The sequence below is a fragment of the Streptomyces sp. NPDC055962 genome, assembly GCF_042270185.1.
Taxonomy (GTDB): Bacteria; Actinomycetota; Actinomycetes; order Streptomycetales; family Streptomycetaceae; genus Streptomyces.
In genome coordinates this window covers 25,403-39,184 of record NZ_JBHJYN010000020.1, presented here as the reverse complement: position 1 = coordinate 39,184, position 13,782 = coordinate 25,403, and the positions used below count along the sequence as shown (strand labels likewise).

The 13,782-nt window shown below is 72.6% G+C and carries 8 protein-coding genes, 1 tRNA gene and 1 pseudogene; 4 read left to right on the top strand and 6 right to left on the bottom strand.

Features of this window, described 5'->3' with window-relative positions; translation table 11 throughout:
- Positions 1-239 precede the first annotated feature (239 nt).
- Positions 240-3,065 (bottom strand): AbfB domain-containing protein, encoded by a 2,826-nt coding sequence (locus ACFC51_RS34255; RefSeq protein WP_376370649.1) that lies wholly within the window; start codon positions 3,063-3,065, stop codon positions 240-242.
- 490 nt (positions 3,066-3,555) lie between these two features.
- Here ACFC51_RS34255 and ACFC51_RS34250 point away from each other — a divergent pair, with 490 nt between their 5' ends.
- Complete coding sequence (locus ACFC51_RS34250) at positions 3,556-4,479, top strand: hypothetical protein (protein ID WP_376532645.1); 924 nt, start codon at positions 3,556-3,558, stop codon at positions 4,477-4,479.
- Between the two features lie 379 nt (positions 4,480-4,858).
- Here ACFC51_RS34250 and ACFC51_RS34245 read toward each other — a convergent pair.
- Together ACFC51_RS34245 and ACFC51_RS34240 are read right to left on the bottom strand one after the other, a co-directional pair.
- Positions 4,859-4,932, bottom strand: a tRNA-Pro gene (locus tag ACFC51_RS34245).
- A gap of 50 nt (positions 4,933-4,982) precedes the next feature.
- A pseudogene (locus ACFC51_RS34240) lies at positions 4,983-7,639 on the bottom strand (AAA family ATPase).
- Positions 7,640-7,746: 107 nt separating this feature from the next.
- Here ACFC51_RS34240 and ACFC51_RS34235 point away from each other — a divergent pair.
- The 3 genes from ACFC51_RS34235 (at position 7,747) to ACFC51_RS34225 (ending at position 9,293) form a co-directional block, all read left to right on the top strand.
- Positions 7,747-8,313, top strand: a complete 567-nt coding sequence (locus ACFC51_RS34235) for a DUF309 domain-containing protein (RefSeq protein ID WP_376532643.1) — start codon at positions 7,747-7,749, stop codon at positions 8,311-8,313.
- Between the two features lie 105 nt (positions 8,314-8,418).
- The gene (locus ACFC51_RS34230; RefSeq protein ID WP_376370656.1) at positions 8,419-8,841 is read left to right on the top strand and encodes a DUF350 domain-containing protein; all 423 of its coding nucleotides are present in this window, start codon (positions 8,419-8,421) and stop codon (positions 8,839-8,841) included.
- Between the two features lie 62 nt (positions 8,842-8,903).
- Positions 8,904-9,293: a hypothetical protein gene (locus ACFC51_RS34225; protein ID WP_376370658.1), complete on the top strand. Its 390-nt coding sequence runs from the start codon at positions 8,904-8,906 to the stop codon at positions 9,291-9,293.
- Positions 9,294-9,338: 45 nt separating this feature from the next.
- Here the strand turns inward: ACFC51_RS34225 and ACFC51_RS34220 are convergent, their stop codons facing one another.
- From ACFC51_RS34220 to ACFC51_RS34210, 3 genes are read right to left on the bottom strand one after another with little or no spacing between them, the layout of a single operon-like run.
- Positions 9,339-10,610, bottom strand: a complete 1,272-nt coding sequence (locus ACFC51_RS34220; protein ID WP_376532641.1) for an NAD(P)/FAD-dependent oxidoreductase — start codon at positions 10,608-10,610, stop codon at positions 9,339-9,341.
- Positions 10,607-12,028: an FAD-dependent oxidoreductase gene (locus ACFC51_RS34215; RefSeq protein ID WP_376532639.1), complete on the bottom strand. Its 1,422-nt coding sequence runs from the start codon at positions 12,026-12,028 to the stop codon at positions 10,607-10,609. Before ACFC51_RS34215 ends, ACFC51_RS34220 begins: the two co-directional genes overlap by 4 nt.
- Positions 12,025-13,458: an FGGY family carbohydrate kinase gene (locus ACFC51_RS34210; RefSeq protein ID WP_376532637.1), complete on the bottom strand. Its 1,434-nt coding sequence runs from the start codon at positions 13,456-13,458 to the stop codon at positions 12,025-12,027. Before ACFC51_RS34210 ends, ACFC51_RS34215 begins: the two co-directional genes overlap by 4 nt.
- Positions 13,459-13,782: the final 324 nt, after the last annotated feature.

The window sequence follows — 13,782 nt, the reverse complement described above, 5'->3', positions numbered from 1 at the left end:
GAACCGCTCATGGGACTCCAGCACAAGGTGAGCACGGCGGAGGCCACCGCCACACATCGGCCCGGAGCCTCGGCCTGGTCCGCGCCTTCCGGCCGGCTCCTACGACGCGGGGCCCCCTCGGCGCGGGCGGCCGGGCCGGGGCGGCGGAGTCCTGATGCCGATCGGATGAACGGCCGGTGGGGCCGCGGCGCTCGCCGTGGCCCCACCGGGGTGTCCGTGCTGTTCAGGTGGTGACCGGATCAGGGCGTCCAGGGGTTCGCCAGGGTCCAGGTGGAGTCGGCGGTGATGGCCTGTGGGCGATTGAAGCCTTCGTTCGCGCCTCCCTCGGCGATGTACACCTGGGATTCGAAGTGGCGGAGGAAGGATCCCGGCTGGTTGAAGGACTCCAGGGTGACCCCGGTGCCGCTGAGACCGGGCCTGGCGCAGAACGTCGCGTCCTCGCGGAAGAGCGCGGTGTTGTCGTTCGGCGCGTTGCGGACCCGGCTCGCGGCGTGTCGCAGGTACTGGCCGGGGAAGTTCACCGACTCGAAGGAGTAGCAGGAGGAGTCGGCGAGCCCGCGCCGGATCGTGTAGGTGGCGTCGGCCTTGAGGACCGCCGGGCTGCCCGCGTTCACGATCTCCGTGTAGGCGAGGCTGTCGGCGTGCCGCAGGTAGCGGTCGGTGAAGTTGAACGTGGCGACCCGCAGCGAGCGCCGCGCGTCGGCGGGCATCATCACCGAGCTGCGCCACAGCGCCGGGACGGCGACGTTCCAGGTGGCGTCGGCGGTGAAGCCGGAGGCCGTGTCCCAGGCGTTGGTACCGCCGCTGCGGGCGAGGTACACGTTGTCGGCGTAGTGCCGCAGGTAGCTGCCGCGCACGTTCAGCGACTCGAAGGACGTGCCGCCGGCGGCGAGCCCGGTCCGGCTGCACCAGGTGGCGTCCGCCCGGAACGAGCCTCCGGTGTCGGCGTCGAGCCGCACCCGGAAGTTGGCGTGGCGCAGGTAGCGGCCGGGGAAGTTGACCGACTCGAAGGAGTAGCAGCGCGAGTCCCCGAGACCTGGCACCGTGCGGAACGAGGCGTCCTGGCGGGCGCCGTCGGATGACGCCGTGGTCAGGACGTCCGTGCGCCCCAGGCTGTCCGCGTGCCGCAGGTAGCGGTCGGTGGAGCCGGCCGAGGTCGACTTGAACGAGCGGACGTGACCCAGGGTCAGCGGCGTGGCCGCGTTGAGGTTGCGGGAGGCGGCGATGAGGTCGCCGTGCGCCTTGCGCACTTGCGCGGTGTCGACCTTCTGGACCCGGCGGTCGTAGGTGAACAGGCCGTTGTACTCGCCCTCCACGTCAGTGATCTCGGTGAAGATGAACGCCGAGAGGCCCTTGGCGGTCATCAGGTGCTGGGTGTCGCGGACCATGCCGGTATAGCGGTCGTTGAGCTGCGCCGCGCTGGAGACCTCCTCGTAGGCGAAGAACTCGTTGCGCGGACTGTACTCGTGGCCCGGGGTGCGCAGTCCGATGCCGCCGAACTCGCCGAGGACGGAGATCCGGGTGTCGGAGGGGCGCGGTGCGTCGGGTCCGGTGTAGACGTGCCAGTCGAGCATGTCACCGGTGCCCGGATCGCCTTTGCTCACACAGCAGTTGTAGCCGCTGTGTGAGTTCACCAGCCGGGACGGGTCCTGGTTCTTCAGCGCGGTGGTGATCCGTCGGGTGTCGTTCAGGTCCCACTCGCCCCACCCTTCGTTGAAGGGCACGTAGGTGACGACGGCCGGCGAGAAGCGGTGCTCGTCGATGATCTCGCGCGCCTCCGTCTCGAACTGGGCGATCTGGGAGGGGGTGCGGCTCTGGTCGAAGGCCGGGGTGGACGGCACGTCCTGCCAGACGAGCAGGCCGAGCCGGTCGGCGTGGTAGTACCAGCGGGCGGGTTCGACCTTGATGTGCTTGCGGACCATGTTGAAACCGAGGTCCTTGTGCTTCTGCAGGTCGGAGGCGAGCGCGGCATCAGTCGGAGCGGTGTAGAGGCCGTCGGGCCAGAAGCCCTGGTCAAGGGTGCCGACCTGGAAGACGAACTCACCGTTCAGGGTGGGCCGCAGGACCCCGTTGACCTTCTTCGTGCCGATCTCCCTCATGCCGAAGTAGCTGGTCACCGTGTCGACGGTGGCGCCGGAGGCGTTGCGCAGCTGGACCTTCAGGTCGTAGAGGAACGGGTCGTCTGGCGACCACCGCCGGGCGTCGGGGACGGGCACGGAGAACTCGGTGAACGCGCCGGTGTTCTGCCCGACGACCTGGGCGCCGTTCATCGCCTGGGCGAGGACGGTGTGGCCGGTGACGTCGCCGCGGGTGAAGACGCGGACCCGGGCGGTGTTGTCGGCGAGGTCGGCGCGGATGTCGACGGAGTAGACCGACGAGGCGGGGGTGGGCTCGAGCCACACCGTCTGCCAGATGCCGGAGGAGGGGGTGTAGAAGATGTTGCTGGTCTGGTTGACCTGCTTGCCGACCGGCTGCTTCTCGCCACGTCCGTCGGTGGGGTCGTAGACCCTGACGATCAACTCGTTCGCGCCGGACTTCAGTTGAGGGGTGACGTCGACGTCGAATCGGTCGTAGCCGCCCTTGTGCGTGGTGACCTGGGTGCCGTTGACGAAGACGGTGGCCTCGTAGTCGACCGCCCCGAAGTGGAGGTTGATCCGCTGGCCGTTCCAGCCCGCGGGCACGGTGAACGACCGCTTGTAGAACATCAGGTCGCGGTTGTCGTTGCGCATGATGCCCGACAGCGCCGACTCCACCGGGTAGGGCACGAGTATCCGCTCGGGCAGCGTCTGACCAACCGGCGGGGCGGCGTACCGGTTGACGTTGCCGGCGCCGTCGGTGGCCGGATTGAGGAACTCCCACTCACCGTTCAGGGACTGCCAGGCCCCTCTGGTCATCTGGGGTCTCGGGTACTCGGGCAGTGGGTTCGTGGTGGACACCTGATCCGTCCACGGGGTGGTCAGCGGTGGCGTCTTGGGCTGAACGGCGGCGAAGGCGGCACCGGCGAGCGCCGGGACTCCGAACGCCGCCACCAACAGGGCCACCAGGCAGGCGATGATGCGGCGCATCGGACTCCTCCAGGTCTGGGCGGCTCGCAGGACCGTCACCCCGTACGGCTTACCGGCCGACGGCGTGCGGGAGTCCATGCGGAGTGAGGGGGATGAGGCGAGAGGGTGAGGCGGGGGGGAACGTAACAGAAAACAGAGACCAACGGAATCCATCAGGAAGCCTCAAAAACGAACGAACGGAGTCTGTGCAGCCGCGACATCCTGGCGCGGCCGGCGACGGTCAACCTGGTTGTTTCGATGGGGTGTTGACATTGCAGGTCGTGACTTCAAGCCGCAGCGTCGCCGGTGTCCCGAAACCGTCCGGTCTTCGTCCCGGCAGATCCATCGGGAATCGTCCATCGCCTGCGCACCGGTTCCAGGAACGCGCAACCCGTGCCAGTGTCGGCAACAGGCCCGGACGCCCCGCCCCTCCCCGGGGCCCGCCCCGCCTCTCCCCATCGCTCCCCCACCGCCTCCGCAGCGCCGCTCCGGCGCGTACGAAAGGTGAGCCATGCCCCCCACGCCGCACGCGGGCACCCTCCGCCGCCGTACCGCGGGCCCCGGCCGCCGCCTCGCCACGCTCGCGGCCGTTCTTGCGGCCGCCCTGTGCGGCACGCCGGCCGGCACCGCACCGGCGTCCGCAGGCTCCGGACCGGTGGGCGCGCCGGCCTCCGCTCCCAGGACTGCGGCACACCGGACCGTCGGCGCCGCGGCTGCCGTGCAGAGCCCCGTGCCGCAGTCGGTCGTGGACCGGTACCGGCTCGACACCCGCTGGTACGCCAAGTACGTCCAGGGACCGACGGATGTGAACACCGGAGCTTCCGTCGCCGTCCTCGGCTCGGCCCGGATCTCGGACGCCACTCTCCTCAAGGCGGCACGTCAGCTGGAGGCGCTCACCCGGACCTGGCCGTACTACCCGGTCGGCGAGCTGTCGCGCCGCAACGTACGGGTGGTCCTCACAGCGCGCGGCGAGCGGATGAGCTCGATCCCCGAGGTGCAGGCCGCCTGGGGAACGCAGCTCGACGACCGGTACTGGGGCGGGATGGGCGCCTCCGACTCGCTGCCGCTGTCGGTCGGCACCGAGGCCAACCTCACGGACGGCCAGGGGCGCGAAAACGTCTTCGTCCACGAGTTCGGGCACTCGGTCGCCGACATGTCCCTCCGGCACATCGACCCCGCTTACACCCGGGACCTCGAGAACGCCTACAACCAGGCGCGGGCGTCCGGGCGTTGGAACAACACCTACGCGGCGACCAACACCTCCGAGTACCGGGCGGAGGGCGTGCAGAGTTACTTCGACGTCAACTACGAGGGCCGGCCCGGCGGGGACGGCGTCCACAACGAGATCAACACCCGAGGTGAACTGCAGCGCTACGACCGCCCGCTGTTCGACCTCCTCCAGCGCGTGTACCAAGGCGTACCGCTGCCGTCCTGACGGGACCCGCCCACGATCCCCCGGCCGCCGCGTACGCGAAGGAATCCGGTGTCCCGCTCACGCACTCCCCCCTCGCTGGGCCGACCTCCTGGCGGACTCGTCCCGACCGGCGTTCTCGGCCTCTTCTTCCTTCACACGCCAGGCGGCGGCAGGACCGGCCCCGGCCGGCCCGGCGCGCCTGCCGTCGCGCCGGGGGACCGTCCACGCCGTTGGCGAGCGGGACCCCGCTCAGGAGCAGTCGCCGAAAACGGGTCCGGAGAAGCCGGCCGCACTGCTCGGCCTACCTTGATCAGCAGCGTTGGTGCGAAATGATGGGACGGCACCCCTGGAAACGATCAAGAGGGGCCCCGAAGGACCCCTCTGATCTGCGACGTTTCCGTCGGGACGACAGGATTTGAACCTGCGACCCCTTGACCCCCAGTCAAGTGCGCTACCAAGCTGCGCCACGTCCCGATGCGTTTTCTCCCGGTGTTCCCGGGTGACCGCGCAGGACAAACATTACCTCACTCCGAGGACCGGATCGACGCGCGTACCTGCTGGGCGCGGGTCGCCAGTCCTTCCGCGCCGCAGGCGGCGGCGATCTTCTGGGCCCGGGCTACCTCCCGCTGGGAGTGGATCGCGATGCCGTACTCGAACCGGGCCAAGGCGTGCTCGTAGGCGGACGAGGACGCCTCGAGGTGGCGTACGGACTCCGCGAGCAGCTGCTCGGCCTCCCCCTCCGGTGCGAAGAGGGCCACGCAGCGCAGCGCCTCCCCGATCGCCGTGTCCGTGCCGAAGCGCTCCGCGTGGACGCGGGCACGGGTGGCGAGCTGGGAGGCCCGGACCGGGTCGCTGTCCGCCAGGGCACGGGCCAGGTCGCCCGCCCAGGGGGCCCAGACGCCGTTGAAGCGGCCCCGGGGCTCCAGGGCCGCCCCGCCGACTCCAGCTCGGCCACGGCCTCCTCCGTACGGCCTTCGGCCAGCAGCAGCCGTCCGCGGACGCACGGCGCGTCCGGCAGGACCATCGCGGTCGGGTACGGCGGACCGAAGTCGTACCGGTCGGCGACGAGCCGGGCCTCGGCCGTGCGGCCGCGGGCGAGGAGCGTGTCGACGAGGAGGCAGGCGGCGTCCCAGTGGACGGGGAGCCCGCGGCCGGCCCGGTCGGCGAGGCGCAGCCCTTCGCGCAGGAAGCCCTCGGCCTCGGCGAGACGGCCGCGCCGGCGGTGCACGAGGCCGAGCAGGGTGTGCGCGAACGCGAGGTGCGCGCCGCTCCAGCCGGAGATCTCGAAGGCGCGCACGGCCTCGCTGAAGAGTTCCTCGGCGCGGTCCGTCCGGTCGGTGAACGCGTAGGTGATACCGACCATCGTGGGAAGTTCGAAGCCCCATTCGGTGTCGGTCCAGCCGAGCCCGCGGGCGGGACGGCCGTCGACGAGCGCGCGTTCGCAGAAGTCCACGACGAGCTGGGCGTTCTCCCCGCGCAGCATGGCGTCGAAGGCCCGGAGGGTGAGCAGGGCGCGCTCGGCGTTGTCTCGGCCCTTGAGGTGGTCGGCGTTGCGTGCGAGCCGGGCGGACCGTCCTGGCCCGTCGTCCTCGGCGGCCTGCATGCCCTCCCACAGGAAGTGCGCGGCCTGGAGACGCATCAGGCCGGGCCCGGGCGCGGTCCGGGCCGCCTCGGCGGCCAGCGAGAGCGCCGCGTCCTTGAGCTGGTTGTTGTGGGACAGCGCGGAGGCGAGCCGGAAGGTGGCGTCGATCCGGAGCGGCCCGTCGAGACCGGGTGTGTCGAGTGCGGCGCGCAGGTGCTGCACCGTCGTGGCCGGCGAGAAGAGCAGTGTGGCGCAGCCCAGTTCGTAGAGCAGGGCCGCCCGGTCGTCGGGGCGCGGCGGTTCGTCCAGGGCGCGTTCGAGGCAGCGACGGGCGGCTTCCGGGGCGCCGACCGCGAGGTGCTGCCGTGCTGCTTCGCGGAGCTGCGCAACCAGTTCCTGGTCGTCGTCCGGGTGGACTTCGAGCAGGTGACGGGAGGCTGCGGCGGCTCCGAGCCCCGCCTGGGTGATGGCCCAGGCGGCCCTTCCGTGCATGGCGGTGCGGGTGGCCGGCGGGATGGAGCGGTAGACGGCGGAGGCGATGAGCGGGTGGACGAACTCCAGCGGGTCGAAGCCGCTGACGATACGGGCGTCCCGCAGGCGGGCCGTGCAGTCGGCGGCCTCGGCCGAGCTCATGCCGGCGAGCGTCGCGGCGAGTTCCTGGGAGATCTCCGTGCCGAGCACGGCCGCGGCCCAGGCGAAGCGGTTGGCGTTGGTGCCCAGGCGTTCGAGACGGGCGACGAGTCCGCTGCCACGGGCCGAGGCACCGAGCTCGCGGAGGAGCCCGGCGGATTCCTCGACGGGTGCCAGCTCACGGTCCTGCGCCTTGGCGACGAGCTCGACCGCCTCGTACGGGTTGCCTCCCGTCACGGCCCAGACCTCCCGGCAGAACGGGTCGTCCGCGTGGTCGCCCAGGCCGGCGCGCACCAGGTCGGCCGTGGCGTCCGGGGTGAGGGCGCGCAAGGCGACCCGGATCAGCGCCGGGTGGGCGGGGGCCGCGCCCCGCTCCTCACCACGGGAGACGGCCCAGTCCGCGTCGCGGTCGGCGAGCTCCTGGGGGCGGTGCGCCTGGACGACCAGCACGGGCAGTTCGGACAGGCGCGCAGTGAATCCGGAGAGCCAGGCGAGGGATTCGCCGTCGGCCCAGTGCGCGTCGTCCACTATGAGGACCAGCGGCCGGTGGCTGAGGCGGGAGGCGAGGCGGGAGACGACGTGGTCGAGACCGTCCCTGACGCCCTGCGGGTCGGGCTGCGGGCCGCTGGGGTCGGCGAGACCGAGAGCCGGTGCGGCGCTCTCGAACCAGTCGCCGAACAGGGCGCGGATCTCGTCGGCGGGGAACTGGTCCAGCGCGGGCTGGAGGAGTTGGCGCACGACGTGGAACGGCACCGAGGTGACCGTCTCACCGCCGCGTGCGGACCACACGGTGCACCGGTCGGCGGCCATGGCCTGGATCTCACCGAGCAGCGCGGTCTTGCCGATGCCGGCTTCGCCGCTGAAGACGAGCAGCCCGCCGGCGGCTTGTCCGCCGCAGAGGGCGTCCACCGCCTGTGCTGCGGCGGCGAGTTCCGGTTCGCGCTCGTACAACGGCCGGGACGGCTTCATGCCTCCCCTTCCCAGGGTGGTTGCGGAGAAGTCCGAGCCTAGCCGCGCGCGGGTGCTCACGGACAGGGTTCCCGTGGTTCTCCGCAGGTGCGAGGCACAATCGGGGGGTGGACGAATCGCGCAGGGACCGGGACGAGGAAGGGCGGGCGCGCAACGCGCGCCCCCGGGACGGGCTGGGGCGCCCCCTCCCGTACGGGACTCCGGGTGTGGAGCGGCAGCCGGAGGGGGTGGTCCGTGCACCCGGCGAGACGGTGCGCGAGGCCCAGAGGCTGCTGGACGCGGGGATGCCGTTCCACGCCCACGAGGTGTTCGAGGACGCCTGGAAGTCGGGGCCCGCCGAGGAGCGCGAGCTGTGGCGCGGACTCGCGCAGATGGCGGTGGGGCTCACCCATGCCGCCCGGGGCAACACGGCGGGCGGAGCAAGGCTGTTGCGGCGGGGCGCCACCGCCGTCGAGAGGTTCGGGGACTCCGCTCCGCACGGGATCGGTGTGAACGGGCTCATCGGCTGGGCACAGGAGCTGGCGGACCGGATGGACCGGGCCGACCCGGGCGGACCCGAGGACGGACCGGGCGGCGTCACGGGCGTGGGCCGGGTCGCCGCGCACGGTCCGGTCGTGGTGGACGCGGCCGCGGAGGCACCCCGGTTGCGGCTGGAGGACCGGGCCGGGGAGTGAGCGTCTACATGCGATAGGTTTTGCTCTTTCCTGACGGTGCGCCGATCGCGCCTGTCACATTCCTGTTCCATGTTTCGCTCACTCGCTCAGGAGACGGACGCCCCGATGACCGACATCATCAACGGCCTCGGCCGTGCCACCGCGTACGGGGCCCTCGGCGTCGTACTGCTCGTTCTCGGCATATTTCTGATCGACGCCCTCACCCCGGGCAAGCTCGGCCGCCAGATATGGGAGGAGCGCAACCGCAACGCCGCGCTGCTCCTGAGCTCGGCGCTGCTGGGCATCGGCGGGATCGTGTTCACGTCGATCTGGACGACCTACGAGGACTTCGGCAAGGGGCTCGCCTCCACGGCCGCCTTCGGGCTGCTCGGCCTGATCATGATGGCGGTGGCGTTCCTCGTCGTGGACCTGGTGACGCCCGGCAAGCTGGGGGCCACGCTGGTGGAGCGCGAGCCGCACCCGGCCGTCTGGGTGACGGCGTCCTGCAACCTGGCTGTGGCGGCCGTCGTCTCGGCGTCGATCGCCTGACCACGCGGCTGATCCCCCGGTCCGGCGAACACCGCGGTGCGCAGCCATTACGATCCGGCGTCATGAGCACTTCTGACCAGGACCAGGACCAGGAAACAGCGCAGGCCCGCGAGCAGGACGCGGAGCAGGACGCGGAGCAGGACGCGGGCCGGGGCGAGAACGACGGGGCGATACCCGGGCCCGCCGCACGGGAGCGGAGACTGACGCCCCGTCAGGCCCGGCGGCTGCGGATCGTCCTCTCCTCGGTGGGCATGGCGGCGATGGCCGTCGTCCTGGCCCTGCGGATCGCGAGCCGCTCGTCGGTGCTGGTCGTCGGGGTGTACGGCCTCGCGCTCATCCTGTGCGGTGTGGTGATCGAGCTCAGCAGGAACGGCCGCACCCGGCTCGGCAGCTGGCTGCTGGGGGTCGGCCTGGTGGCGGCGATCGGCGCGGACCGGCTGCTCATCCCCTGAGGAAGGCCGCTCCGCGAGCCCCCTGACGGAACACCGCTCCGCCGGTCACCGGGCCGTGATCCGTACGGGGCCGCCGTCCGGGTCGACCCGGTCGAGCCAGTCGGCCGCGACGGTGAACGGCCTGCCGGGGACGGCGGGCGACAGCAGCCGCTGCCGGTGGAGTTCGCGCCCGTTCTGCGAGACGACCAGCACCGGCCGGGGAAGCCGCCGCGCGGTGCGCAGCACGAAGCGGTCCCCCGGCGGGCGCGTGCCAGGGGGTCCCGTCACGTTGGGGGCGATCCACCGCAGAGGGGCGTCGACGATCAGGTGCCGCCCCTCCCCGGCCGGATCCTCGGTGCCGGCCAGGTGGTGCAGCACGGGCACCGCCACGGCTCGGCCCTCCTGAGCCGCGAACCCCGCACGTTCGACGGCGTGCAGCACGTTCCCGGCGGCGAAGACGCCCGGACGCGAGGTGCGGAAGGCGGTGTCGTACGCCGGGCCCCGGGTGCCGGGGTCGAGGCGGAGGCCGCCGCGCCTGGCAAGCTCGTGGTCGGGGACGAAGTCGCCGGTCAGGACGACGGTGTCGCAGCGCAGCGTGGTGGTGCGGCCGTCGTCGTGGCGCAGTGCCACCCCGGTGAGCCGGGCCCTGCCGGTGAGCCCCGTGACGGTCGCCCCGGTGAGCAGGGGGACGTGCCGGCTCCGCGGCAGGACCGGGAGGGGCGTCCGGTCGGTGACCACGGCGACGACACGGACCCCCGCGGCGCGCAGGGTGGCCACGGCGGCGTGGGCGACGGGCTCGCCGCCGACGACGACCGCGGTGCTGCCGATCCGCTGTCCGTACAGGTGGACGGCCTGCTGGAGCTCTCCCGTGGTGTAGACGCCGGGCGGCCGGGTGCCGGGGATCAGGCGGGCGCTGCGGGGCCGTTCGCGAGCGCCGGTGGCGAGCAGGACGGCGCGGGCGGTGATCCGTTCGAGCCCGGTGGGTCCCGTGGTCTCGACGGTGCGGGGCCCCGCCCAGCCCGTGACGGTGACCCCGGTGCGCAGGGCCGCGCCCGCGGCCACCGCCGCTGCCACGCTCCGCCGGGCGTACACGGGCCCGGTCGTCCCTCGTCCGGCGTGGGCGGAACCGGTCGCGGCGGCCCAGGCGTACGCCGCGCGGTCGAGGCGGCCGCCGAATCCACCGTGGTGGCAGTGGCGTGGCACGCCGCCCGCCTCCTGCTCGCGTTCCAGGATCTCGACGCGGCCCGCACCGGCTCCCGCGAGTTCCGCGCCGGCCGCCAGCCCCGCCGGGCCGGCACCGACGATCAGCACGTCCACCTCGCGCTCGTTCCCGCTCACGGTCGTGCCTCCTCGAACAGGGCGCGGACGGCGGCGCCGCAGTAGAAGCCCTGACACCGGCCGCCCCGGGCCCGGGTGCGGCGCCGCAGGCCGTCCAGGGAGTGCGGTGGGATCGTCGCGGACAAGGCGTCCCGGATCTCCCCGAGGGTGACCTGTTCGCAGTGGCAGACCAGCGTGCCGTACGCCGGATCGCCGGCGATCAGCCCGGCGTCCCGGTAGGGCCGGGGGAACGCCTCGCCGAGGTTCGGCATCGTCAGGTGCGGGAGTGCGCCCGGCTCGCCGGCGTCCAGGCCGGTTGCCGCGAGGAGCCCCATGACGTGCTTCGCGATCGCCATGGACGCCGTCAGTCCGGTGGAACGGATGCCGCCCACGGCGACGTAGCGCTGAGCCGGGTACTCCTGGATGCGGTAGTCCTCCTGCCCGGTGGCGGCGCGCAGGCCCGCGTAGACGGCGGTGACCTCCTCGTCGAGCAGGGCGGGCACGATCCGGCGGCCCTTCTCGCGCAGGAGGTGGATGCCCTCCGCGGTGGACCCGGTGGCGGTCCTGTCGTCGAGTTCCTCGGCGGTGGGGCCGAGAAGGACGTTGCCGAACACGGTCGGGGCGACGAGGACGCCCTTGCCCGCCGGGCCCGGCACCGGGAGGAGGATGTGGGAGACGAGGTCGCGGGCGAGCTTGTCGAACACGACCAGCTGGCCCCTGCGCGGGGTCACGGTGAACACGTCGTGGCCCAGGAGCCGGTCGATCTCGTCGGCGTGCAGTCCGGCGGCGTTGACCAGGTGGCGGGTGCGCAGCGGACCGCGCGTGGTGGTGAGCAGATGGCTTCCGGCGTCGCTCGTGACGTCCTCCACCCGGCAGTTGAGGTGCAAGTGGACACCGGCCCTGACGGCCTGGGTGGCGAAGGCGAGCGGGGTGGTCCAGGGGCAGATGACGCTCTCGTCGGGGACCTCGAGTGCGCCGAGCGCGCCGGGTCCCAGATGCGGTTCACGCCGCCGCAGTTCCTCCGCTCCGATGATCCGGGACGCGTGGTAGCCGTTGCGCCCGGCCTTCGCCCGCAGCCCGGGCAGCGCGGCGAGCTGCTCCTCGTCCCAGGCCACGAGGAGCGCGCCGACCCTCTCCACGGGGATGCCGGTCTCCGCCGCGTAGGCGGCCAGGAGTCCCTGTCCTTCGCGTACGAGACGGGCCTCCAGCGATCCGGGAACGGCGTCGAAACCGGTGTGCAGGATCGCGGTGTTGGCCTTCGAGGTGCCGTTGCCGATGTCGCCGGCGGCATCGACCAGAGCGGTGCGCAGCCGGTGGCGGGCCAGCTCCCGGGCGATGGCCGCGCCGACGACGCCCGCGCCGATCACCGTGACGTCGTAGGTGTCCTCCGGGGTCCGGTCCGGGGTCAGGGGTCCGGCGGTGGTGAGGGTGACGGTCACGCGCGCTCCAGCAGGCCGTCCACCGCGGCACGGAAGCCCGCGAGGCGCTCCGACGCCTCCTCGGGGCCGATCCGGGGCTCGTACACGGCGGACGGCCGCCAGTCGGGTACCGCGCGGCCCGGTGGAAGGCGGGGGTCGAGGCCGAGGCGGGCCACCACGCCGGCGCCGAGCGCGGTCGCGTCGGGCAGCGCCGAGACCTCGACCGGCCGTTGCAGCAGGTCGGCCTGGGTCTGCATGAGCAGGGCGGAGCGGGTCAGGCCGCCGTCCACCCGCAGTGTGGTCAGGGGTGCGCCCAGGTCGGCGGCGACAGCGTCGGCCAGGGCGACGACCTGGGCGGCGATGCCCTCGCACAGGGCACGGACCAGGTGCCCCGCGGTGGTGTCGAGGCCGAGGCCGGTCACGGAGCCGCGCAGGTCGCTGCGCCACCAGGGGGCGGCGAGACCGGCGAGCGCCGGGACGAAGGTGACCCCGCCGGTGTCCGGCACCGAGGCGCCGACCGGGTCGAGGTCCGGGGCCCCGGAGATGACCCCGAGGTCGGTGAGCCAGCGCACCGCCGAGGCCGCTGTGTAGACCTGTCCGTCGAGGCAGTAGTCGGTCCGGCCGCCGAGGCGCCAGGCGACACAGCTGACCAGACCGGTGGAGCCGGTGCTGGGCAGGCCGCCGGTCTGGGCGAGGAGGAAGGCGCCGGTGCCGTAGGTGCACTTGGCCTGGCCGGGCTCCAGGGCGTTCTGTGCCAGCAGGGCCGCCTGCTGGTCGACGAGGAGACCCGTCAGGGGGATCTCACCGCCGAACGCCGTGGTGGTGCCGACGGGCCCGGCGCAGTCGACGACCGCCGGCAGCCGCTCGTCGGACAGGCAGAAGATCTCCAGGGCGGCGGGCGACCATGCGACGTCGTGGAGGCCCAGCAGCTGGGTGCGCCCGGCTGTGGCGGCGTCGGTGACGAACGCGCCGGTCAGCTGGTGGACCAGCCAGGAGTCGCTGGTGGTCACGACGCCTTCCCGGGTCAGCTCGCGGCGTATCCAGGCCATCTTGGGGGCGGCGAAGTACGGATCGAGCGGGAGCCCGGTCAGCCGCTTCAGCTCCTCGCCGTGCGGGGCGAGTTCACCGCAGATCCCTGTCGCACGCCGGTCCTGCCAGACGACGGCCTCGGTCAGGGGCCTGCCGGTCGCGGGGTCCCAGGCGAGCACCGTCTCCCCCTGGTTGGCCAGACCGACGGCGGCCACGGGTTCGGCGGCGTCCGCCACCGCCCGGCGGCCGGCGTCGAGGACCGATCCGATCAGCTCGGCGGGATCGGTCTCCACCAGGCCGCCCGCGCCGTGGCGCGGGCGCACGGACGCGGAACCGGAACCGATCACCCCGCGCTCGGGGCAGATCACCAGCGCCTTCGTTCCGGACGTCCCCTGGTCGATGGCGAGCACCGGTCCTGTCAATCCACGCTCCAGCCGTGCGGGCCGCCCTGACCCGGGCGGAATCGTGATCATCTGGTCCCTCCGCCCACAGTCGTGCAGTCCACGTCATGCGTCAACCCTGCCCAGAACATCCCGTCCGGAGTCACCTGGAGAGATCAACGTCCGGTGTGACAGCACTACTTGAGTAAGATCCACGGAGTCCCCCGACGGACGGTGCGCAGAGCTCTACACTCACCGCCCGTGGACGACCGGACGATGAACACCGGGCGTTCAGGACCGAACCGACCAACCCCCCACGTTCTTGAGGATTCATGACGAGACGAACTTGCGCCGCGCCGCCGTGCC